The sequence below is a fragment of the Phragmitibacter flavus genome, assembly GCF_005780165.1.
Classification (GTDB): domain Bacteria; phylum Verrucomicrobiota; class Verrucomicrobiia; order Verrucomicrobiales; family Verrucomicrobiaceae; genus Phragmitibacter; species Phragmitibacter flavus.
Window position 1 is genome coordinate 109969 of sequence record NZ_VAUV01000001.1, and the last position, 24048, is coordinate 134016.

The following is a 24048-nucleotide window of genomic DNA, read 5'->3' on the forward strand; positions in this document are numbered from 1 at the left end:
TAGATTGAATCTGGAAACTGCTTGTTTGACTTAGGGTTTCAATGCATCCTCGGAGAAGCCCATTTTCAGGTAGGCGGTCTTGAAATCGGCAGGTTTCTTGTTCCACATATCCAGAAGATCCCTGGCAGTCCCCAGCCACTTCTTTTGTTCAGCCTTGCCTGCGGCCGTCGTGCCCTTCGGCAGCCCCATGACTTGAACCGTCGTGATCTTGGACAGATCCACTCCCATTTTTTCCAGAGCCTTGAGTGTCTGAACCAGTTGGATGACCGTCGGAAGATAATGACCACTCTTGTTGGAGATTTCGGTGATCACTCCGTTGTCTGCCTTGATCTCGCCGGCGCCGGCGGCGGGCGCTGCAGCGATCAGTGAAGAATGATGAAACCGTCCTCTGGCGTGCGAGGACACCAACAGTTCGCCATCGGGGCTGAGCACGTAGATTCCCCAACCGTCTCCGGAGAAAACCGTGGAGAGTTTCTGCGTGGTGAAAACCTCTTTGTTGCGTTGCAGGAGTTTCTTCTTTGGATCAAAAGTAAGTTTGTAGGGAAGCCGTTCGGCCTCGCTCTTGAGGTATTTCACCGTCAGATTTTTGAAATACCCCACCCAGAGTGGGTCATCCTTGGACATCGGTTCAGGCAGTTCATGCGGTGCTGGCTGGATGGACAAACCTTTGAAGAGATTCTCTTCATCGCAAAGCGCGAGCACTTTCGCATACGAAAAGCTGTCCGGGCCTTTTAGTTGGCGAATTTTATAACAGTAGGTCTGAAGATAAAGTGGGCGGTAGCGGTTGAACTCCACCCCCAGGATCTTTTTCAGAGAGTTCTTGAATTCGGTAATGTCCGTGTTTTTGACGGGCACGGTTGGCTGACTGGCGCTCATGGGTGCCAGGCGGTCCACAATGGCGAGGATGCTGGCCCAGGTTTTTTGATCAGCAAGATATTCCTCCTTCCAGGCGGGATGGTTCGTGACGCTGGCATCCTTGATGTATTCCGATGAGACGTTGACGGTGACCGGGTAGTCTGGAACTTCGTTCAGTTTCAGGCCAGCGAGACCCTTGCGGCATTGGCTTTTCAGTTCCTCACCAACGCCGTCAAGCTTAAGGCAGCGGCGATACATGGCGGCGGCCCAAATGAAGTCGCCATGTTCATGAAAGAGTTTTCCTGACCAATAAGCTAGCGGGTAACTTTTCGGAGAGGAAACGGAAACTCTGTCAGACAAAAGCTTGGCGATTTCATAGTCGAACGAACCCAGATCTTTCTTTTCTAGAACCATCTCATAGCCGTCGCTTTCGATCAGTTTAATCAATCCATAGCAGATCTGGACGACCGATGGCGCACTTTGGGGGCCGGGTTTCATAGACGCCAAGGCCAGCATCAGGCACTTTCTGGCCTCGTCATAACCCTGCTTCGTCTTGAGCACCATGAAGGTGTCAGCTGCCGCCAGCAACAACACAGGCGAAGGGTTTGGTTCCGTCCTGAATCTGGCGGCGAATTGTTGCGCGAGCGCATTCACCGCGACCAGATCTTTCTTCACCTTCTTAAGCTCCGTTTCCTGCTGCTGCCAGATGAGCGTTTCCGGGTCCAGGTTGCTGACCTGGCTCGTGGATGCCGAAGTCGATGAACCCGCCGCTCCTGCCGTGGTTGACGTGGCAGATGAAGCCCCCGGATCCGCAGTCGACGCATCGGGCGTGAAACCGTCATCATAGACGTCATCGTATGGTTGTGCCCAGGCTGCACCGCCCGCAAACAGCAGGAACGCGGTGAAGGTCAATGCCAGTGATGCGGTCGATCGTTTTCTTGGTGAATGGTCGTTGCTCGTCATGGTTGCTCCTTGATTGATGCTCTTCAGTTGGTTGGTCACTCGTCGACCAGGATAAGTCCTTCGGCGCCTCCCGGTTGGTTGATCCATTTTCCTGGTTTAACGGGGGATTGGTATTCGACGTCCAACTCGGTGATACCCGCGAGCGTTCGGAGCGGCAGTTCCAGCACCGCAGATCCTTCCGATTGAGATACGGTGATCGGATAATTCGTGGTATCTCCAGGATATCGGAGACTCACGGTGACTTGGTCCGCGTTGATCGTGGTGAAGATTGGAGCGTCCACCCAAACCGTGATCGGAAGTTTTTGGTCCCGCGCTTCGACAATTCTGAAGTCAGGGGCCTTGATGCTGCCCTTGATGGTGGCACCCACCTTGGCTTCGGTGCGACCCACGAAATAGGAGTCGATGGACAGGTCCAGCGGAAGCCCCTGCCCGTCAGTATTGAGGAAGAGCTCCCGCAACGCAAAAGCCTCGCTTTCCTTGGACGACAGCTTCAGGAGCAGACGATTGCGTGCATCCCGTTTGCATAGGGGCACGGTGAGTGAGGGCACTTTCTTTTCGCCATCGGAATCAAGCGCCAGGCTGGCGGTGAAGTGATCCGGCAATCCGGTTTCCAAATTTGCTTCCAACAAGGCGGCATGCTGGTATTGCTCAGCCAGTTCCTTCTGCACCGGATTTATCTGATCCGCCGCAAGGGCAAAATCCGGCGTGGCTTGCAAGGACATAAGGAAAATCAGGTCCCGGTTGGGAACCTTGAATTGCACGGGAGTTGCCGAGGGATTCCAGCGCACCTGATCGGGCAGCAGTCGGGCTTTCTTGGTGCGAATGTTGTAAAAAACGACCCAGAGTTGACCCGCTACTCTGATAGGAAGACGAAACACCAAATCCTCCAGCCTCGAACGGGCATTGGATAGCGCGGTCAATACTCGGCTCTGTTCCGCGTCGCCAAGTTCGGTCGACAACACCCTGGTCAACTCTTCGGCGAGCAACAGCTGAACGAGCACGGCGTTTGCCTCGCCGAAATCTTTGGATTTAAAATCGTATTGCGTGAGCAACTGCTGCGCGTCGGCAAGCAGACGGCTCAACAAGGTGCGTTGCAAACGCTGCAAATCGAGCGCCAGCACGCGGTCCGCCTGCTTGAACCACAGCGCACAAAGATTGCCGTTGTTGATCACCAGCGGGGCATTGGCTGCGATGGCCTGACCCGTCAGCCATTTTTGAATCTGCGGGGCAAAGGGTTTGCCATCCGTGGTGTTGCCAAGTTTTTCCAAGGGCAGGTTGATCTTCCGGGTGGAAGAATAAGGGCCGATGGCTAAGGTGAAATCGGCGGACAAATTCAGCGTTTGCTGATCCTTGTCGAAACCCAGTTGAACGGTGTATTCAAACCCGGACGATGGGGGAACGGACGACAACAAAACCGCGTTGGCTTGGGGTGCCGCTTTAACCACCGCCTCCGCTGGCCAGGGATTGGGTGTTGTCGCCACATCGACAAAGCGATTGTCCGAATCCGAATACTGCACCGCGATCGACTGGCTGGTATTGAACAACTTAAACGCAAGGACGCCCGCTCCCTGCTTGATGTCCGCATCGCGGATCTGACAATCGACGGCGCCATGCAGTTCCCTGGTTTGCCCGGCCGCGTTGCCCTCGCCAGCGGCGAAGCTTAACTCAACCAGTCGATAGCCCATCTTCTCTGGCTGCACGCGATTAAAAACCGAAGTCTCCAGCCACACCAGCGAACGTTCGTCTCCAAGTGCCAGTCCACGCAATTTGGCAGGGGCTTGAATCGCTGTCCGTTTAGCTGAGGTCAATCGAACGTCGGGAGCGATCACCGCGTAGAACTCGCGCGCCTGCGGAAAATGCAACAGGGGTGCCTGATTGTCGTCGGCGTGCACTTGTGCCGACAATACCCATGCCGATGCCACCACGGCGATGCCCGACAACCAGCAACGTCTCATGGCTGCTCCTTTCGCTTGTCCGTATCGGTTCGCAAAAGGTCCATGACATCGTCAGGATTCAACTGCACAAAGGCATCGAAATTCGGAATGCGCGATTCCATCCAATCCAACGGCTGTCCAAGACGAATGATCTTCCCAGACAGCGTCATCCCAAACACCACGCGCCACTTCATTTTTAACTGGGCCGAGTATCGCCCCTTGAGTTCCTTGATGAACGGTTTGGTGGCGTCGGCTTGATCGCCAGGGACCGGCAGCGAGACGGTCGCCTTCGTGATGTAACCCGACAGCGGATCGACTAACTCCACTTCCACAGCAAGGCTCTTAAGTCCGGTTTGAGTCCAGTCATCCAACAGCACAAAGTGAATGCGTTGTCGGGTCTCGCGTGCAAATCCATCGACGTTCAACCATGTCTCGGTCCACGCTGCCTCCTGTGCATTCACATCGAGCAACACGTAGCGCTCGACCTCCGCCCAACCATCCCATGTCAGGTCGATGCTTTTTTGCGGCGTGGCATTCTCCTTCCAAACGACCACCGGCACGGCTCCCACGGCACTTGCCGAATTCGCCAAACGATAGTCCATCCAAGCCATGCGCATCGCGGTGAATGCGGCCAGCAAGATGGCCTCATCATCATCCACCATTCGGATGCCTTCCTGCGCGGCACAAAACTTCACAAAAGGAACGACCTCAGTGAGCGTTATCAATACAGGATCCGGCTGGCCAACTGCATCCAACAACTGCAAATCCATCGGGTGATTTTTCCTCCACCCGAGCATCGCCGCTCGAACCGCTTGCGGGTCCGCCGAAAAACGAATTCCATTTCCCGTCAGCGCTTCATGATCCTGGACCACCAGATGCGTGCGGATGGACAGCGGTCGACTGGCTTCCGCTTTCCGATCTCGCAACAGATCGACGTCCTCACGCCGCAGCGAGATGGCGACAAACGATTCAACAAAAGACGGTTCAACCTCACCCGGCGTCGCGCCACGGTGGCTTCCCGCAAACCATTCCACGCTTTTCCATTTGATGGGCACTGGCAGCCTTTGGGTCGCCGAAGCCGGGGTTTCAGCCTTCACTTTGAAAGTCAGAAATCCCCCCTGCAATGCGAGACCCGATTCCAGGTCCGGTGTGCTGTCGTCCTGCTCCTGGGTCAATTGATAGATGCCAAGATGCAGACCTCCACTCACCGACCATTTTTGGGGAAGCCCCAGCGGTTTCCGATCACGGGAATAAAACACCAGCTCGCCGTCCGCAGCCATTGCGTGGTCGCCGACAACGACAAAGGTCAACGCCATGAGACCGGGCAAGTTCAGAACGAATGAACCTCGTTTCATGGCGTGACATCATTGATCATCAATGGGAAGCCGCTTGGAACCAGCGTCTAGCTGCCGGACAACGCCTTGCCCACATCAATGACAATCAGGTCGCCCACCAGAATCCCCTCGTTGACCTGAACGCCTTTTTTGTCACCGGCATTGATGAGGAACTCGATCTTCATCGGCGTGTCACTGCCATCTGGATTCAAGAACAGAAACAGGTCCTCGGTCACCGTAAAAAAGCCATCGGAATCCGGTTTCAAGTTCTCCAGGGGAATCGACGAGGCGACTGGCTTGCGTGAGGTATCCACCGCATACCGCTCAAGCCATTGTTCCGCACCTTCCAGAGCACCATCGGGTTTGACCTTCACCAATTGACGGGTCCAAGCGCTGACCTGCTGGGTGATTTTTGGCACCACGGCCACATTGCCAGCCCAGTCCACGGACTTGGTGGAATCAACGACGCGAAACATGAAACCTCCACGCCTCGGCAAGGGCGGCAGACTGGACTCGGAAATCATTCCGGCCGTGCCATTGATCTTCGCCGCATCCAGCACGATCTTTTGACCTGAACCATACAGATTGTTGAACACCGCCCTCGCTTGATTGAGCGATGCCAGCACATTTTTCGATTCCAATCCAGACACTCCGGCAGCTTCCAATCGTGAGCGGTCGGCCGCATTGCCGGCGGATGCGAGCGCATACTTGACGGTGAACACGGTGTCGCGATTGACCTTGGCCCCACCGTCGAGCAGTGATCCATCGGGACCGGTAATCGGCGGGATGTTGACCGGACCAAACTTGAACGTGTAGCCATTCGCCGGTGCCTGTGCCCAGTCGGACATCACTGCGAGTTTGCCTTTGGCGGGATCATTCGAATCGGCCAGCGTGGCTTTGAAAAGTTTGTCCGCATAGGTGCATTCCACCGAGGAAATGTTGAACCACGGAGAAACATCCGGGGCCACCGCGATGGTGGGCCGCGCCACCGACCAGTCGCTGGCCTGCGCTTCGGTGTAATGACGTTTGGTATTGCCGGGTTTGTAGGAGAAATCCAGCACAGCAAAACGCGAGTCCGACTTGGTCAGTTTGGTGCGCCCGGACCAGTTGAAGGTAAAGTCTTTCTGCTCCGACTTCTGCGACTGCTTCATCGAGAACGAAAAGGCAAGACCGGCTTTTTTCTCGGGAAGATTGGCCGGGGTTCCATCGAGATTTTTTTTGCCTTCGTTGAGGTTAACCGCCTCCATCTGCGGCTCGCCCTTGCCCTCGGCCAGTCCCGGCATCGGGGACACGGTGGAAAAATCCATGAAGTTCTCCAACACCTTGTCCACCACTTTGCTCTTGATGCGATCCACCAACTCGTCGTCCTTGCCAGCGTCGCCCAATACCGTCACCTTGATGGCATTGCTCTGCAGCAGGCTTTGTTTGAAATTTTCGTAGTCGGCACTCCCTTTGAAGAACCAGTATTGGCCTTCCACCCCTGTTTTGATGTGATCCGTCTTCATGATGGAGGAAGACTTGCCCGTCACTTCCACCGAATAGTCGTTGTCGTAACCTTCATAAGAGAAAGCGAGATAGGCAGTGAAGGGCGCGTTCGACGTGCCCGATGGGGTCTCCACGATAGGCTTGAGAATGTCGAGGGCGGACCGTGTCAGCGGAATGGTGACGGAGAAAACATCATCGGTAAGCGGTGCCGGAATTGGACCCAGCTTCACGCTTTTGCCGCCTTCCTCTGGATTGATGTATTCGATGTAAATATTGGCACCGCGCAGTGGAAGTCTGCCCAGCTTTTGTCCGGGCTTGAGCACCTTTTTGCGGATGATATCCAGCGCGCCTGGATCGAGTCCGAAATCGAACGTGGCCTGGAACACCCCTCCCTGAAGCACCCTGCCATCTGGGTCCACGGCGAGGCTGCCCTTCTCGTCGTAAATCTGGTCGCCCGAATACGCCAGATTGTATTTGGTCACCGTCCACATCGGCTCACCCTGACTGTCCTTCATGAACCGGATGGTGGAAGGCAGGTAATAAAATTGATTGGGATTTTTCAGCGACTGGAAAAGGGTGTCCATGCCCGTCGACTTGAAGGCCGAACTGGACAGGTCAAGCGCCTGGGTTTCCTCCTCAATCAAAGCGTCCGAGGCCACCAGTGCCGAACCTTGGAAAGACAGCCAGGCTCCGCAAAGAAGCGCACCAAAATGGGTAAAATGCCGGATGGATAATTTCATGATGTTAAGTCGGAGATGCTGAACTTTGCCAATGGATGCAGATGGCCCTCCAGTCCCACTACCGCCGCCGCCCAAATACACCCCCGGAGAGCAAAATCTCCGTTTGGCATTGGTAGGTAAGCGGTGGTAATTGACCGTGGTTTTAGTAGTAGCCTCCTTCCTTGTGCCCAACGGCCCTTCCTTCGTAACGGTGATGACGAAAAAAAAGAAAATCTCTCAAAGCCTTCCATGACCTCACCGTCCTCCCCCGACTCTTTTTCCTCCGATCCTTTTCCGACCACGCAGTGGACCCTCGTTCAGATCGCCCAAGGCGGAACCGCCGAGGAGATGCGCGTTGCGATGGAGGAAATTTGCCGGCGTTACTGGCGGCCCATCTTCAGTTTCCTCATTCACAGCGGTCATTCCAAACCCGATGCCGAAGACCTCACCCAAGTGTTTTTCCAGAAGATCATTTCAGAAGAAGCCATCCTCGCCGCCCGCAGCGAGCGTGGGCGGCTGCGGTCCTTCATGCTCGGCATGCTGCGACGCGTCATCAGCCGGCATGCGCGCCACGATGGTGCCCAAAAACGCGGCGGCGGCCGACAGGCCATCTCATTGGACGCCCTTCTCGAAGACGAATTCCACGCTCCCGAACTTATCGATGGTGCCGATCCCGAAACGCTCTACAACCGCCTGTGGGCCCGTCAGGTCATGGAACATGCCCGCCAGCAATTGCGCTTTGCCTTTGAGCAAAAGAGCCGCGTCGAAGTCTTCGATGCCGTATCCCCCTTCCTCGCCTTCGACACCGAACCTCCCTCATTTGGCGAACTGGCCATCGCCTTGAAGTCCAGCGAAAGCGCCGTCCGTCAGCTTCTGCATCGGCTTCGAAAAAAATATCGCGACCTCCTCGACCAGGAAGTCGCCCGCACCGTCATGCGACCGGAAGATGTGCGCGAGGAACTCGAATGGCTGCGTCATACCATGAGCCGGGGCTGAAGCACGCTACGTTTTCGGCACCGTCAAAACCTTCGCCAGGTTCATCGCTTCCGCCTTGATCAATCGCCGCTTGTCCACGTCCGCAGGTTTCGATTTCGACTTCGCCCGCAAGGCCGCAATGCCACGGGCGAAAATCTCCTGCGCCTCCTCGCGACGATCCGCGTGAACCACCGCCATCGCCTCCGCCCGCACGCAGTCCACCCATCCCGACGCCCCCTTGACCACCCCCGCAAAATCCTCTGCCCTTAGGAGTTCATCCACATAAACCAGACACAGTTGCGGATCATCCACCACCGCCCGCTCCGCATGCTCCAGCAGCACCTTGCCCAAGTCTTCCGCCGTCCATTGGTAATGCTGATGCCCCGCGGGATGAAACTTCTTCACCTCGTCAAACGCCTCGCGGGCATAGCGCATCTGGGCCTCCCAATTTTTTCTTCCGCCCTCCACCCGCTGCATGCCGCGCAGCAAATACCATAGGTTCGGCCGACGCTCCGCCTTGAAAAACTTCGCCTCCTGCCGCATCGCCTCCTCAAACGGCGCGGCCGCCTCATCAAAACGTTCCATCCGGCAATACTGCATGCCCAGATTGCCTAGGCAATTCGCCACAGTGGGATGCTCGTTTCCATACAACTTGCGCAACGCCGCCAAGTGTTCTTTGACCACCTCCAGGCTTTCCTCATGCCTCTTCAAGTGATGCAGGATCGCCGCCATCAGGTTGGGCGACAAATGCAACAGCGGGTCATCCGGATACTTGCGCCACTGCTCAAACGCCATCCGCGCTTCCGGTTCCGCCTCCCTCGCCCGACCCCAGCGCATCAAAATCCACCCCAGCTCGACTTGCGTCGACAAGGTCCGATGATCCCTCTCCCCATACAATCTCTGCTTCATTTCGAGCGCCTCACGCATCTGCTGCTCCGCCTCCTTCGGCTTGCCAAATTCATGCAGATGAAGCGCCCCAAAATGCAATGCCTCCGCCAGCGATGGACGATCTGACATCCCAAACGAACGCTCCAGTTCCAATGCCGCCGCCGACTGCTCGTGAGCCTGATCATAATAACCCAAATCCAGATAAGCTTGCGAAATGACCGCCCGCAATTCCGCCTCCACACGCGGCTGATTTTTTAAATCCTGCCCCACCCTCTTCGCCGTCTGGTCCAGGATCTCCAGCATCATGGTCGAATCCCGCCCCAGCGACTTCGAAGCCCTCGCATGCCCCAGCGTGTCCTTCAAAAACTGCGTCACCTGACGGCTTCGCTCCAGCTCCTGCTGAGCCCGAAGATACATCAACGTCGATGCCGTCACCCCCGCCAACAACGCCAGCACCACGACTGCCGTCGCCACCGTTGCCACCCGATTCCGACGCGCAAAACGTCGCATCAGATACCAGGCCGTCGGCGGCCTCGCCGTCACCGGACGATGCTCAAGAAACGCCAGCAAATCTGCCGCCAGCGCATCCGCCGAGTCATAACGCCGCTCCCGATCCTGTTCCAACGCCTTCACCACAATCCAGTCCAGATCACTCCGCACCTGACCAATCAACCGCGCCGCTTCCGTCTGCCGCGCCGTCGCGATTTTCTTCAGCTCTTCGCGATGCAATGACCTTAACACCGTCGACGGCCGTTTCACATCGCGCGATTTCGCGTCCTTCCGTTCCCACGGCACCTGACCCGTCACCAGTTCATACAACACCACTCCCAAGCTGTAGATGTCCGTTCGAGTATCAATGTCCACCCCCAGCCCTCCCTCCGATTGTTCTGGACTCATGTAAGCCGGTGTGCCCATCAACCGGTCCGCCCGCGTCACCAGCGTCTGCTCTATCAAGCGCCCGCCCGCCGTCGCTTTCGCAATACCGAAATCAATCACCTTCGGCACCACTTCGTTGCCCATCTCTGCCACCAGAATGTTTGACGGCTTCAAATCCCGATGAATCACCCCCTTTTGATGCGCATGTTGCACCGCATGACACACCTCAATGAACAACTCCAGCCGCTCGCTCAATGACAAAGTCCGCGCATCGCAATGCCGTGTCACCGGCTCACCACGCACCAGTTCCATCACAAAATACGGACGCCCCGATGGCGTCGCCCCCGCATCGAAAACCTTCGCGATCCCCGGATGATCCATCACCGCCAATGCCTGCCTTTCCAACTCAAACCGCGCCGTCACTTCACGAGTGTCCATGCCCAGCTTGATGATCTTGAGCGCCACCTCCCGCCGCACCGGTTGCGATTGCTCCGCCAGCCACACCGCACCAAACCCCCCTTGTCCCAAACACCTCACCAGCTTGTAGTGGCCAATCACCAACCCCGGCTGCTCGCCCATCGACTCGCCCAAATCCAACTCCTGCAAAGCTCCACCAACGAAGTATTCCAGTGAGTCCGACATCGGCGCAGAAGGTAGAATGTTTTTGCTCGATGACAAGGCGAATCCCGGTCACCATGATTCTCCATTGAATCCTCCTTGCCTGACGGTGTAGCCTGTCCCCATGCGAAGACTTCTCTGGCTGCTCCTCTTTTGCCTGCCCATGTTGGCCCAGGCCGAATCACCCCAGCCGTTTGACCGCCTCACCTTTCATCAAGGTCCCCAACCTCTCGCAAAAGATGCCGTCACCACCGACTGGCCACGCTTCCTCGGCCCCGACGACAACGCCATTTCCACCGAAAAGCCACTCCTTAAAACCTGGCCGGAAAGCGGTCCCGCCCTGGTATGGGAAGTCACCAAAGGCGACGGCTACGCCTCCCCCACCATCGTCGGCGACTACCTCATCCTCTTCCACGCCATCGACAATCACGAAACCATCGACTGCCTCCATCGCGAAACCGGCCAACGCTTCTGGACCTTCAACTACCCCGCCGAATACCGCGACCGATACGGTTATGCCAGCGGCCCACGCGGCAGCGCCGTCATCAGCGATGGAAAAGTCATCACCCTCGGCGTCACCAGCCAGCTCACCTGCCTCGACCTCAAAACCGGCAAGCTTCTCTGGCAACGCGACCTCCGCGCCGACTACCAGGTCCCCCAGGACTTTTTCGGCCACGGCAGCAGCGCCCTCATCCTCGACCAAAAAATCATTGTCAATGTCGGCGGCAAATCCCCCCAGGTCTCCGTCGCTGCCTTCGAACTCAACACCGGCAAAGAGATCTGGACCGTCCTCGACGAATGGGGCGCCAGCTACGCCTCCCCCATCCCCGCCATGATCCACGGTCAGCAAAAAATCCTCGTCTTTGCTGGTGGCGAAAGCAAACCCGCCACCGGCGGCCTGCTTTGCATCGACCCCAAAGACGGCACCCTCCACGACCGCTTCCCCTGGCGCGCCGACGACTACATCTCCGTCAACGCCACCTCCCCACTCGTCATCCCCGCAAAAAACCGCGCCTTCATCACCACCTGTTATCCCAAACGCACCCCACTCGGCGGAATCATGCTCGAATTCGACCACAACTTCAAAACCAAAGAAGTCTGGCGAAGTTCCAAATTCGGCATCCACTGGATGAACCCCATCTACCTCGACGGCTATCTTTATGGTATCGACGGCGAGCTCGACCGCACCTCCACCCTCGTCTGCGTCAATGCCGATACCGGCGAAGAGAAATGGCGCGAGTCCATCACCTGGCAGGACGCCAAAATGGGCGGCAAACTCGGCATCCAACGCGCCAGCCTGATGCATATCGACGGCAAATTTCTCTGCCTCGGCGAACTCGGCACCCTGCTCCGACTCGACCTCACCCCCGCCGGCTGCAAGATCGAACAACAAGCTCAACTTTTCTACGCCCCCCACACCTGGTGCCTCCCCGCATTGAGTCACGGCCTGCTTTATGTCATGCAAAACTACGACGAACAAGTCGGCCCAAAAACCGGCCAGCGTCTGCTTTGCTACGACTTGCGCGGACCTTGACGCCATCGTCAAAAATCCGTTAAATGAACCCTGAATATTTTTCCTCGACTCGCATGACACCCATCAAAAGTCCCATCTCCGGTCAAACCATGGAACGCGTCACCCTCGAAGAAGGATTGACCGCTTTCCGCTGCACGCAATCCGGCGGCCACTACATCCCCGCCACCGCCTACTGGAACTGGCTCAAACGCCAGCCCGAACGACTGCCGCATTTTCCCGATGGCGGCGACGCACTCGATCTAAGTCAGGACACCGCCACTCCTTTGTTCTGTCCCGAGACAGGAACCCTCATGACACGCTTCCGTGTCGGCCATGGATTCCCCTTTTCCATCAACCGCTCCATCACCGGCGGCCTGTGGCTCGACGGCGGCGAATGGGAAGCCCTCCGCCAGCGAAACTTTCACGACGAACTCCACCTCATCTTCACCGCCCCATGGCAACGCGCCGTGCGCGGCTCCGAGGCCCGGGCAGTCTACGAACAACGCTTGAAGGAAACGCTGGGCGAATCCCTCCTCGCCCAGCTCACCGAATTGCGTGACGCTTTGGAAGACCACCCCCACCATAGCCTGGCCATTGCCTATCTAACTGAGAACGATAGAAGTCGTATCTAAATCTCCCCCAAAGTATTTCATCACGTTCCCACCACTCTCGTGACACGCTTTAGCTCCATTTCATATTGGTTGTTATGGAGTGTATTCATCATCCTCGCCATCATCTCCTGGCGGATGGCTTGGAAGCGTGAATCCTTTCGAAAGCGAGCCCTTCCGCTGCTGAGACTCAGCCTATATCTCTGGAGCGTTGTCTCACTGGTGATGATCGCAGCGGTTGTTATCTATCTCACCACATTCGACGGATGGAAGGACCTTACTAGAGGGCGGGTCCATCGCATCGCTCATGACATTTTTTCTGACACTGCGTCTCTCACCAGGATCGAGATCTTTTTGCTCGATGGCGATGACTCACAGAAGGCCAACACCCGGTTTGAATGGCGTGGAACGGAAAACGGAGATCCCATCTATGGGGAGACCACCGTGTCCGGTGGAGCTCTCAGGGGTTTCTTGGAAACTTGGAACGGTCAACCGCTCAATGGTTCACATACCGGTGCCATGTGTCATGACCCGCCGTATGGCTTTCGGGGATATGATGGCGACAGATTGGTCTTTGAAACCACCATTTGCTGGCGCTGTCAAAACATCGCTTTCGTGCCCTTTCATGGATCTGAAATCTATTATGGGTTCGACAGCGAAAGCGATATCGCCAAAGAGCTACTGAATCGATGCGACCAACTTTTGCCATACAAACGCCATTGAGGGTTCAGTTACACGGTGCGAACGCCACCTCCCCAATTTTCAGCGCCATCCCGCGCACATCCTCCGGCCATCCGGCGATTTCGAGCTCAAACTTCTCCCGATTCCCCGCAAACAAGGCCCGGTTGGCTTCCTCGAATCCGGCGCGATCTCCCGCCATCGTTGTCATGAACCGATAACACGCCTCCTGTGCCTTGCGCTTCGCATCGCGCCCCGCGTTTGCCTTCTTCGCTTCCTCCACCAGTTTTCGCAAAGTTACCGAAGCCCCACCCGGTTGCTCGCCCAGCCATTCCCAATGCCTCGGCAGTAAGGTCACCTCCCTCGGCACCACCCCCAACCTCGGCCTGCCGCGACCTCGCACCGTTTCTGCCTCATCTTCCGATGCCGTCGGCTTGATCAAATGTCTGAGCTGCGCCGTCAGCTCCTCCGGCATGCAACGGAGATCGAGATCCACCGTCTTGCCAGTCGCTTCATCAAAAATCAGCACCTCCACGTCCGGCTGCTCCAGATGAAAACGCCGCGCTTCGGTCGCTACCTCCACCAATCCCCCCGTGAGCAACAACTGCTCCCCGGCAAAGACTGCATGCTCAATCGACTCCCCCGATAATAGTTCACTCATGCCGTGATTATGCCCGGGTAAAAATCCTCTGTCAAATATTACCCGGATCTAATTGAAATGGCCCGCGCATCGCGAATTGCTTGCCTCACCACGTCGGTCCCACGTATTTTTATTAAACATCGATCTCCTGCTCCGGCACGAAACATGCATTGTAAATCCACCAACCCATCAAGCCTCAAAACCACATGAATCTTGACGACAGCCAATCCAAGTCCCTAAGCGGTTCGCTGTTGCTGGCGGCCCCTTCCTTACGTGATCCCAACTTTTTCCACACGGTGCTGCTCCTCGCCGCGCACGACTGTGCTGAAGGTGCTTTTGGTTACATCCTCAATCGTCCGTTGGACAAAAAAGTCGCTGATCTGGTTGATGACGAAAAGCTCGGCACGCTGGGTGACGTCCCCGTTTTCATCGGCGGTCCGGTGGGCACCAACAAACTTTCATTTGCCGCCCTCGACTGGAACACCCGCAAACGCACGCTACGTGTGCAGTCCCATCTCTCCACCGCCCAGGCCAAAAAGGAGATCGAGAAAGGTCGCCTTGTGCGCGGATTTATCGGCTACTCCGGCTGGTCCGAGGGTCAGCTTGAGAATGAGCTGGAGCAAAAATCCTGGATCACTTGTGCCCCTCCGTCCAAAACGGTGATGAACCAAAGTCCCGAGGAGCTTTGGAAAGCGATCCTTGGGCACATGGGTCCTTATTATAAATTGATGGCGAACATGCCGGCGGATTTGTCTTTGAATTGAACCTTTGGAGTGCGGCGATTTTCGCCGCTTTGGGTTTGAGAAGATATGATGCGGAATTCAAAGCGGTGCCGAGCACCGCACTCCAAATTTCATTTCGCACGCACATCCAGGCACACCACGTCGCCTGCGTTGTTTTTGCAGAGAATGCGGCCGTTGCTCAATACGGGCAGCACATAACCCTTGCCAGCGAGCACCTGCACGCGACTGACGATCTCCAGAGCTTCTCTGCCGGGTTTGGCCAGCACCAGCTCACCCGTGTTGGTCAAAATCAGCAAATGCCCATCGCTTAAGATCGCCGTGCCTTTGTCGATGTCGCTGTTCACCCACAACGATCCACCCGTGGTTAGGTCGATGCAGCGGAAGTCTTTGGCCCCACGTTTCTGATCGTTGAAGGCGATCAGATTACCCTCCCAAGGGACTCCCGAGTTAAACAACAATCCGAGATCGCGATCATTCCACGCGGACTTCAACTTGCCATCCGCATAGTTGAAGACGGAACTCCCCTGCGATCCCGTGTGCGAGATGAACACGCGATTGCCATTCACATAAGGCGTTGCACAGTTGGAGAAATCACGGGTCGTGGCGGCATATTCGGCCAGCAAATTTCCGTTCGATGGATCAAGCAAAGTCAGAGCTTCACCCTTGAACAAAACCAACGTCCGTGTCGAGCTGCCGAAGGAGGCAAAACCTGGCGTCGCATAACCGGCCTCGCCCTTGCCTTTTGCCCAAATAATCTCACCCGACTTCTGTTCAAGGCACAAGGTCGATTGCGTATCGCCGCCGTTGTCGACAAACAGATGTCCACCCTCTGCCAGCACGCTGCCAGCATACCCATAAACCGGCCGTTTGCCTTTAAAATCTTCCACCAGATGTTTCTTCCAGATCAGCTTTCCTGTCCCTGCATCCAGGGCATGCAAATGACCCTCGCGGCTTAACGTAAACACCCGGCCGTCCACCACTGTTGGAGTGGCTCCGGGACCATAGGGCACAATCGGCATGGGATGCGTCGCCGTCACACAGGCATATTCAAAACGCCAAAGCTCCTTGCCGGAATCGAGATCAAGACACACCACCACGTCCTTGTCCGCCCCATCATTTCCTGCCGTATAAATCCGGTTGCCGACCACTGCAAAGGAAGCCAGACCACGCCCCACATTCGCCTTCCACAAAGTAGGAGGGCCATCCGCCGGCCAGTCCTTGGTCCATCCCGATTCCGTCGTGGTGTTGTTTCGCGCAGGTCCCTGGAAATGGGGCCAATCGACCGCCTTCACTTCGACCTCTTGCGCGCTCACCGCCGAAATACTTTCCGACTTTTGCGCCGGAGCGGAAGCCAGCAAACAAAGCAAAAATGCAAGGGCGATGATGAAGCCGATCATCAATCCACGGTGCAGGCCGTGCGGTTTGGTCATGGATGTCGTGCCTGGGTTCATGGGAAGAGGAGAGTGGTGGTGGTTTATTTTTTGATCTTCGCGACCTCAACATCGTCGAGTGGTTCATCACCGCTGGTGCCGCCAAGTGCGATCACGCGCCCGTCATCCAACGGCTCCAGTTGATGGAAATATCGCGACTGCTCGAGCTTGCCCGCCTCCTGCCAGGTGTCATTGCGCAGCGCAAAGATCTTGCCGCCACGGGGACTCGCAATCAGTTCGCCATCCACTTCACAAGCTGCCGTGGCAAAACCTTTCGTGCGTCCTTCCACCGGCATCTCAGGCAGCTTGCTCCAGGTCTTGCTGGCAATGTCATACACATCGGCTTCGGCACTCACCTTGTTCTCGGCATCCATTCCCCCCAGCACATACAACTTCCCGGCCAGGGCGACCAATGCAATGGCGCGACGTTGGAACGGTTGCTCAAAGCTCTGCCAGCCTGCACCCGGATTGGCCAGATCAAGCACCAATCCCTTGTCGTGAAACGCACGCTCGGCATGACGGTCGTCCGGTGCCTCGTCCGCTGAATCTTTTGCCGTGTTCAATGGCCAGCCGCCGACCACATACAGCTTGTTGTTCAAGATGGCCACGTCATGACTCGAACGCGGCTCCGGCAGTTTTGGCAACTCGCTCCACTGGCTGGTTTTCGTGTCAAACACCAGCGCATGATCGAGAGACTTCAACACCGGATCTTCCCCCTGGCCATTCTGAGGCTGCATGCCGCCAATCAGATAAACCTTTCCATCCGCTGCCGCCACTCCCGGACTCTGCACCTGTGGACCCGATGACAGAGCCTCCCATTTCCCGGGCTCTTTCAAATTGATCCGTTGCAACGCTCCGCTCGTGGTTGGCAATGACCACGAATGCGATTCCGCCATGTGTCCGCCGTAAGTGTAAAGATAACCCTCGGTCACTGCGGCACCAAAACTGGTGACCGGTTCCGACAATGCAGGAATTTCGATGGCATGAAGGGCGGGGGCAAAGAGCAGGGTGAGCAGGGTAAAACGCATGGATTGTTTGGATGGATTGAATGGGAAAATGATCAAAAGAATAAATTTAACGTCGGCGACGCAAGGCCGCAAAGCTCAGTGCGACCAGCAGGAGGGCCGCACGCCCAGGCTCTGGCACCACGTGAACATAACGCAGCACGAGGTCATTGTTTTGGGTCAGCAGACTGAAATGCCCCAAGATTTCTGCATCGAAAGCACTGGTATCAAACTGAAACGCATTGGCCTGGAAACCGGTGATGCCACCCGTGGCACTGGCAATCACCCAGTCAATGTCTTGAAACGCATCAAACCCCGCCGCCGCAGTGGTCGAAAGCTCGATGGTGAACCGTTCATTCGCATCAGCACTCATCACTAGCGAACCATAGATTTGCAGATGATCCCATCCGGCACCAGCAGCACCATCCGCATCGCTCATCTCCCAGCGATACGTGCCTCCTTTGCCAAACGTCAGTGTTTGCGACAAGGCGGCCTCCCCGATGGTCAGGCGCCCGACGCTGTTTCCTGGACTGATCACATCCCCGGCATCCACGGTGAAATTCTTTTTGATGATGCCCGCTCCTGACAACGTTCCCCCGTTCAGCGTGAGCAGCGTGTTGCTGGAGTTCCCCAAGATGGTGTTGACCCTCAACTCAGCCCCCGCCAGAACGGTGGTGTCGGCGAAATAGGTTTTGGCATTGCCAGAAAATTCCACCACTCCCGCGCCCCCAATATAGACCTGGGATCTCATTCCCGTTCCTGCCGCTGAATTACTCCCTCCGGTGATGTTGCCGGTAAAATTGACCCTGTCACCAGCGGCCGCTGCGGAGAAAGTGACGTTCGAAGTGCTCGCCGTGGTGGTTCCCAGTGAAATGTTGCCTGAAACCGTTGCACCGTTTGGAGCGGAAATCGCACCGATTGTTTTTTGGGTGGTATTGGCCGAGAGGGAAATGTTTCGACCCATGGTCCGGTTTCCTTCGATGTGGATTCTTGCGATGCTGTCAGGGTCCATCGCATAACTTGATCCGGCACCCAAGTTCACGTTGGTGGTTGAAACTCCCAGTGCTCCCGAACCATTCAAAGCATCCGCCGCTACGATCAAAGTCCCATAAAGCACGGTGGTAACTCCCGCATACAGGTTGCTTCCCCCGAACCTCAAGGTGCCATCATAAACCTCCACGTTGGAGAGCGCATCCAGGGAGGTGGCACGGTTGAAACTATTGTTATTGGTCAGGTCCAGCAATCCACCACCCATCTTCACCAGTCCGCCGAATCCTCCACTGACGGCACCGTTGATTCGCACCGTGGATCCCGTGTCGACGTCCATCACATTGGTGGCACCAATTCGATAGTTGGAATTGATGGTCAATTGTGAGGAATTCGTGGCCGAAATTCCGGTGTTGACGATGAGCGTCCGACCGCTGTTGACGGTCACATTCTGGCCGGTGAGAATCAGCTCCCCGACTTCCCGATCAACCGTTCCCAGTGAGATTGCGGCCGGTGCACTGTTGCTAAATTTGATGTTGCCCCCGACATCAACGGGTGCCGAGCCCTGCTGCCAGTTTCCGCCCGTCGCCCATCCCAAGGAAGAGCCGCTTGCGTTCCAGGTGTAGGCTTTAGAAACGGCTTGGGAAAACTGTGGCGAGGTATCCAAAACCGCGACCTGCAGACTGGTATGATCCGGGGTATCAAAGAGAATTTGATAAGTCGTATTCCCCGACAAATTCATCCCGCTGATGTCCCACTGAATGGCCGTGCGGTTTTCAATGCCGCCGTATGAAGAGGCTCCCGCGTATTCACGGATGTATTCGGCCAGTTCCCCATTGGCGGCATATTCAACGCCTCCGATTTTCAACCTCACTTGGGAAAGGTCAATCATGCTGCCGGAGACCTGATACTGAAACACAATAGTGTCCGTATTGAAGGGCGTGGTGTCGTTGATGACAATGGAGAGGCTTCCACCGGGATTGTAAATGTTGGCACCGCCATCACCCCAACCACCCGATCCACCGGAGGTCACGATGGCCCCGGGGGTGGTCTGGGTGAGAATCGGCGGGTTTGATGGAGCCGCCAGGTTGTCGGGAGCCGCCGGGACATTGACGAAGGCCTGGCTCGGATTGCCAAAGATGTCCCACTGGCTGAACTCTCCATTCGAACCAAAGCCCGGGTCGATGAACCCGTTGTAAAGATTCTCGCCGTTTGACGCAGAAGTGGTCGCGAACACGACCACCACCGTCGCCATGAAAAGGCCGGTCACCCGGTTGAAAAACATGCCTGCCATGAGTTTAGAGGCGCCCTCCGCCGGATGCTTTTTTCGTCCGATAGTCAGGGTTGTCCTGTGCCGCTGCCATGTGGCTCCACAACCTCATGTCCCGCAGTTCTTCAATGCTGTGCAACCGCACCGCGCCATCTAGAAATGCACACACCGCCTTGCCGCCATATCGTGCATCGACATGACCATAATCTTTTGCAGAAGAGGCGCTGGTCCATTCGATGTCCTTCCAGTTGGTGCCGGTCAAATTGGGGGGCGTGAGGAAGCAATATCCATCCACCTGTTCCTCTCCCATCTCGCCATTCGATGCAGAAGCAAAGACCAGCGGGGCAGAGCTTGCCTGGCTCAGGGAGGTGAGACAATCGGACGTCGATACCGGGTTTGCACCGTTGGAACGTGAACCACCAACAAACTGATGATTCATGCCCAAGGCGGGATAGAGGCTCACCAGATAGTGATCGTTTTTGTCGAACTGAGAGGCATTGCGATTCACCAGCACCGTGCCTTCCATGACGTAGTCAAAAAATTCCGCCAAACGGTAGGGATAACGTTGCGCTGCGGGTCCATGCACCGCATCGCCATTCGGCAATTCAATGACTCCCACCGTCAGATCATTCCCCGGAAGCAAGATGCCGTAGTTGTCTGCTGGATAAGTCAAATAAGCGCCGACCAGACTTTTTGCCGCAGTGATCTCACGAGTCTTCGCAGCCTGCTGGAGGGCCACCTTGGTTCCAGCGAAACCTAGCGAGGAAAGGATGGCGATGATGCCAATGACCACCAACAGCTCGATAAGGGTAAAGCCTGATCGACGACCCCTCGACGGGTTGTGGGGACAGTTCATTTGATTCTGTTTTAGTTTCAGTTTCATACTCATTGAAGGAAGCTCCCGCCGCACCGTCCGAACCCTGCTCAAAGGTGCACGCAGCCCTCACCCAGACCCGCGTGTTTTTGCACGGATGAATGCGACGGGAAGATTTTATCTGACCAAGGAGCGCCGGCGACGCATGAACAAAGCGCCCAGTGCAAGACCCCCAAGCATCAACCGCGAAGGTTCAGGGACGACTGCTGCATTGGTCTGAAGTTGAAAGGCTTCATATCCGGTGTGCGCCTCGCTGTTGAACCAGGTCAGCGTGATGGTTTGACCCGCCGTGAAATTCAAGTTCGACCAGCTATATCCGATTCCCACCACGGCACTGTCAGTGGTGATTGGAACCACGTTCTCGGGAGAGGCTGCCAGACCATTGAGCAGCACACCGTCACCACCAAAACCGCCTGCCGTGGTCAAACCTTGGAAAGCAAGATCGGTCAGGGTCCCGGAAGCCACCGTCAACACCATGGAAAACTGGGTGCGGGACCACAAGGTGTAGAAGGTTTCATTCGCATTGGTCGGACCGAAAGGATTGGCAGGGGCGGGATTGCCAGGATGATAGGTCTGACCTGGAGTCGCCGAGGCGGTGAGTCCGATGGTGACGTTGTTCGTGCTGGGATTTCCCGGGATGCCCGAAGCAAAAGCATAGGAGGGTTGATAATTTCCCCCCGCGAACAGATCCCAAGAGGCCGTGGTGCCTCCCGTATAGCCGTAATTGGTGAAAGCAGAGATGGCGGCTTGTGTTCTCCCGGCGGTAGACAGAAGGACTGCGGAGACGACAATGGCTAAGATCTTCATAGGAGAATTCAATTCGATTCACAACCTTTTGTTGCGAATGCGTCTCACTACCATCTTTGCTGATTGTCTGCTTGCCTGCGCTTGCACTTTGATTAGCCCGAACTTGCATGTTCGACTTTTGATCGAGGCAGTCGTTTGCTACGCTGAGGTTTCAAACCCACCCAGCCCACATGGACCGCCACGAACCGTCAGATCATGATCACACCGGATGGATCGTCGCGGCGGTATCAGCGCCATTCGTTTATGCATTTAGCATCTTTCCCGTTGCCATCGTGGCCAAGTTTTTGGGCTGGGGTAAGCCTCCTGATTGGATTTTTGTTTTCTACGCACCCCTCTACAAGCTTTTGGATTGGTGTGAACCGGCAAGGAAATTGTTTCAACACATTGGTCAATGGTTCGGGATATAGACCTTCAACCAAAGTTTGATTGAGCGACCGCCCCGGCCTAGGTTGGCCCCTGTCCTTGAAATCCCAACCGCCAGATCATGCTCCCGAAATCGCTGCCGCACTGGATCTGTGGTTTCAACAGCATGGCAAGGACTACCCCTGGCGGCAAACGACTGATCCGTATGCCATTCTGGTTTCGGAAATGATGCTGCAGCAAACGCAGATTACCACCGTCCTCTCGCGGGGATTCTACGCCCGCTGGATGGAACGTTTTCCTGACTTCGCCACCCTGGCCATCGCTGACGAAGAATCGGTGCTGCGCACTTGGGAAGGCCTCGGTTATTATCGTCGCGCGCGTTTTTTGCAAAAGCTCGCCCTAGCGATTGTCGGCCAACATGATGGCGTTTTCCCGCGCGATCTGGCCACGGTCCGTTCACTTCCCGGCATCGGTGCCTACACGGCGGGTGCGGTGCTCAGTTTCGCGTTCGATCAGGCGGAACCCATTGTTGATGGCAACATCGCGCGGGTGCTCTCCCGGGTGAACAACGATCCGACACCCATCGACTCCACCGCCGGTCAGAAGCGTCTTTGGGCTGCTGCCAGCCAGCTTTTGCAGCACGCCAAAAGTCCGCGCCGACACAACAGCGCCTTGATGGAACTCGGCCAGACGCTCTGCCGCACCGCCCAACCTGATTGCATTCGTTGCCCGATCAAAACTTGGTGCCGTGTTGAAAATCCCTCGCAGATCCCGGTCAAAATCAAAAAGATCGTGCTCACCGAAATCACCGAACGCGTCTTTTTCCATCAAACCCCTGCCGGCATCTGGCTGGAGCAGGAACAGGGCAACCGCCGCACCGGCTTCTGGAAACTTCCGGCTCTCGCGGAGACCCCCTCAAAAAGTCTGCCCCCAGTCCTGCATCGTTCCCGTTATGGCATCACCCGCTACAAGGTCACGCTCTGGGTGCATGAGAAAATGCCGGACAATCAGGACCAATCGACTGGCGAAGGACGTTATATTTCCATGGCAGAACTGCCCACCCTGCCCATGGCAACCCCTCATCGACGCGCGCTCAATGCGGTGTTGACCCTGCAAAATTTTTCCCTCCAAGATCCACCCTGAGTTTGTGCCCACCTGCTTTTGCACTATGTTGACCGTCCGATGACCACCGCCGCAACCGACTTCACTACCCAGCCCGATGCCCACGGTCACTTCGGCCAGTATGGCGGCATGTTCGTCCCCGAGACGCTCATGGCAGCCCTTACCGAGCTGTCCGACGAATACGCCCGCGCCCGCAAAGACCCCACGTTTCAGGCTGAACTCGATGACCTTTTGGCCAACTACGTGGGTCGCCCCACGCCTCTTTACTTCGCCAAACGCTGGTCCGAAGAACTCGGTGGTGCCAAGATTTACCTCAAACGCGAAGACCTCCTTCACACCGGCGCCCATAAAATCAACAACGCCGTCGGCCAGATCCTGCTTGCCAAACGCCTTGGCAAAACCCGCATCATTGCGGAAACCGGCGCCGGTCAGCACGGCGTGGCCACCGCCACCGTCGCCGCCCGCGCCGGACTCGAATGCGTCATTTACATGGGCAAGGTCGACACGGAACGCCAGGCGCTCAACGTTGCCCGCATGCGTTTCCTCGGTGCCGAAGTTCGCGGTGTCTCTGCCGGTCAGGCCACACTCAAGGAAGCCGTCAACGAAGCCATGCGCGACTGGGTCACCAACGTCCGTCACACGCATTACATTCTCGGCACTGCTTATGGTGCCCATCCTTATCCGATGATGGTGCGCGACTTCCATCGCGTCATCGGCCTCGAAGCCCGCCGCCAGATTCTTGAACACGAAGGCCGTTTGCCCCAGCTGCTCATCGCTTGCGTTGGCGGCGGCAGCAATGCCATCGGCCTGTTTCACCCCTTCCTCAACGATGCGGATGTGCGCATGGTCGGAGTGGAAGCCGGTGGTGAAGGCATCATCCCTGAACGTCACGCGGCTCGATTCCAAGGCGGTCGCCTCGGCGTCCTGCAAGGGGCAAAAACTTGGTTGCTCGCCAACGAAGATGGGCAAATTGAGCTTACCCATTCCGTCAGCGCCGGACTCGACTATGCCGCCGTCGGACCTGAACATGCTTGGTTGCACGATCAGGGCCGTGCTGACTACACCTACGCCACGGATGACGAGGCCCTCGCTGCGTTCCAGTCGCTGGCCAAAATCGAAGGCATCATCCCCGCTTTGGAAAGCTCACACGCTCTGGCCCACGCCATGAAAGTCGCTCCCGGCATGGCTAAAGATGACTTGATCATCGTCAACGTCAGTGGTCGCGGTGACAAGGACGTGGCCCAAGCTGCCCGTTTTGTGTTTGGTGAAGAACTGAAATTTTGAAGCTTCAAAAACCACAGATGGACACCGATAAACACAGATAATTTTTCTTATCCCCTCGCTGATAAAATCTGTGTCCAT

At 56.4% G+C, this 24048-nt stretch carries 19 protein-coding genes; 8 read left to right on the top strand and 11 right to left on the bottom strand.

The window, feature by feature from the left end:
* Positions 1-30: 30 nt before the first annotated feature.
* From FEM03_RS00500 to FEM03_RS00515, 4 genes are read right to left on the bottom strand one after another with little or no spacing between them, the layout of a single operon-like run.
* A complete protein-coding gene (locus FEM03_RS00500; RefSeq protein ID WP_138084213.1) occupies positions 31-1818 on the bottom strand; it encodes a hypothetical protein in 1788 nt (595 codons plus the stop codon).
* Positions 1819-1853: 35 nt separating this feature from the next.
* The gene (locus tag FEM03_RS00505) at positions 1854-3773 is read right to left on the bottom strand and encodes a hypothetical protein (RefSeq protein ID WP_138084214.1); all 1920 of its coding nucleotides are present in this window, start codon (positions 3771-3773) and stop codon (positions 1854-1856) included.
* On the bottom strand, positions 3770-5107 hold the full coding sequence (locus FEM03_RS00510) for a hypothetical protein (RefSeq protein ID WP_206170780.1): 1338 nt from the start codon (positions 5105-5107) through the stop codon (positions 3770-3772). Before FEM03_RS00510 ends, FEM03_RS00505 begins: the two co-directional genes overlap by 4 nt.
* 47 nt (positions 5108-5154) lie before the next feature.
* The gene (locus tag FEM03_RS00515) at positions 5155-7311 is read right to left on the bottom strand and encodes a hypothetical protein (protein WP_138084216.1); all 2157 of its coding nucleotides are present in this window, start codon (positions 7309-7311) and stop codon (positions 5155-5157) included.
* A 228-nt stretch (positions 7312-7539) separates the two neighbouring features.
* Here FEM03_RS00515 and FEM03_RS00520 point away from each other — a divergent pair, with 228 nt between their 5' ends.
* A complete protein-coding gene (locus FEM03_RS00520; RefSeq protein WP_138084217.1) occupies positions 7540-8286 on the top strand; it encodes an RNA polymerase sigma factor in 747 nt (248 codons plus the stop codon).
* A gap of 6 nt (positions 8287-8292) precedes the next feature.
* Here FEM03_RS00520 and FEM03_RS00525 read toward each other — a convergent pair whose 3' ends face one another.
* A complete protein-coding gene (locus FEM03_RS00525) occupies positions 8293-10671 on the bottom strand; it encodes a serine/threonine-protein kinase (RefSeq protein ID WP_138084218.1) in 2379 nt (792 codons plus the stop codon).
* Between the two features lie 100 nt (positions 10672-10771).
* Here FEM03_RS00525 and FEM03_RS00530 point away from each other — a divergent pair, with 100 nt between their 5' ends.
* From FEM03_RS00530 to FEM03_RS00540, 3 genes are read left to right on the top strand one after another with little or no spacing between them, the layout of a single operon-like run.
* The gene (locus FEM03_RS00530; protein WP_138084219.1) at positions 10772-12181 is read left to right on the top strand and encodes an outer membrane protein assembly factor BamB family protein; all 1410 of its coding nucleotides are present in this window, start codon (positions 10772-10774) and stop codon (positions 12179-12181) included.
* Between the two features lie 53 nt (positions 12182-12234).
* Entirely contained in the window at positions 12235-12792 is a 558-nt protein-coding gene (locus tag FEM03_RS00535; protein WP_138084220.1) for a TFIIB-type zinc ribbon-containing protein, read from the top strand.
* A 39-nt stretch (positions 12793-12831) separates the two neighbouring features.
* Positions 12832-13491, top strand: coding sequence for a hypothetical protein (locus tag FEM03_RS00540; protein WP_138084221.1), 660 nt, complete (start codon positions 12832-12834; stop codon positions 13489-13491).
* A 4-nt stretch (positions 13492-13495) separates the two neighbouring features.
* On the opposite strand, the gene FEM03_RS00545 is transcribed toward FEM03_RS00540, so the two are convergent.
* A complete protein-coding gene (locus FEM03_RS00545) occupies positions 13496-14107 on the bottom strand; it encodes a DUF2239 family protein (protein ID WP_138084222.1) in 612 nt (203 codons plus the stop codon).
* A 185-nt stretch (positions 14108-14292) separates the two neighbouring features.
* Here FEM03_RS00545 and FEM03_RS00550 point away from each other — a divergent pair, with 185 nt between their 5' ends.
* Entirely contained in the window at positions 14293-14850 is a 558-nt protein-coding gene (locus FEM03_RS00550) for a YqgE/AlgH family protein (RefSeq protein ID WP_138084223.1), read from the top strand.
* A gap of 89 nt (positions 14851-14939) precedes the next feature.
* Here the strand turns inward: FEM03_RS00550 and FEM03_RS00555 are convergent, their stop codons facing one another.
* The 5 genes from FEM03_RS00555 to FEM03_RS00575 all read right to left on the bottom strand — a co-directional run bounded on the left by FEM03_RS00555 (position 14940) and on the right by FEM03_RS00575 (position 21201).
* Positions 14940-16280: an outer membrane protein assembly factor BamB family protein gene (locus tag FEM03_RS00555; protein ID WP_138084224.1), complete on the bottom strand. Its 1341-nt coding sequence runs from the start codon at positions 16278-16280 to the stop codon at positions 14940-14942.
* Positions 16281-16303: 23 nt separating this feature from the next.
* Positions 16304-17287 (bottom strand): Kelch repeat-containing protein, encoded by a 984-nt coding sequence (locus FEM03_RS00560; protein ID WP_138084225.1) that lies wholly within the window; start codon positions 17285-17287, stop codon positions 16304-16306.
* Between the two features lie 46 nt (positions 17288-17333).
* The gene (locus FEM03_RS00565) at positions 17334-19544 is read right to left on the bottom strand and encodes a PEP-CTERM sorting domain-containing protein (RefSeq protein ID WP_138084226.1); all 2211 of its coding nucleotides are present in this window, start codon (positions 19542-19544) and stop codon (positions 17334-17336) included.
* A gap of 4 nt (positions 19545-19548) precedes the next feature.
* Positions 19549-20403: a type II secretion system protein gene (locus FEM03_RS24640; RefSeq protein ID WP_206170781.1), complete on the bottom strand. Its 855-nt coding sequence runs from the start codon at positions 20401-20403 to the stop codon at positions 19549-19551.
* A gap of 108 nt (positions 20404-20511) precedes the next feature.
* The gene (locus tag FEM03_RS00575; protein ID WP_138084227.1) at positions 20512-21201 is read right to left on the bottom strand and encodes a PEP-CTERM sorting domain-containing protein; all 690 of its coding nucleotides are present in this window, start codon (positions 21199-21201) and stop codon (positions 20512-20514) included.
* A gap of 170 nt (positions 21202-21371) precedes the next feature.
* On the opposite strand from FEM03_RS00575, the gene FEM03_RS00580 reads away from it, so the two are divergent.
* Genes FEM03_RS00580 through trpB form a run of 3 tightly spaced genes read left to right on the top strand, consistent with a single transcriptional unit; the run spans position 21372 to position 23970 of the window.
* Positions 21372-21608 (top strand): hypothetical protein, encoded by a 237-nt coding sequence (locus FEM03_RS00580; RefSeq protein WP_138084228.1) that lies wholly within the window; start codon positions 21372-21374, stop codon positions 21606-21608.
* 55 nt (positions 21609-21663) lie between these two features.
* Entirely contained in the window at positions 21664-22707 is a 1044-nt protein-coding gene (locus FEM03_RS00585) for an A/G-specific adenine glycosylase (RefSeq protein ID WP_138084229.1), read from the top strand.
* A gap of 39 nt (positions 22708-22746) precedes the next feature.
* Positions 22747-23970, top strand: a complete 1224-nt coding sequence (gene trpB / locus FEM03_RS00590; protein ID WP_138084230.1) for a tryptophan synthase subunit beta — start codon at positions 22747-22749, stop codon at positions 23968-23970.
* Positions 23971-24048 lie beyond the last annotated feature (78 nt).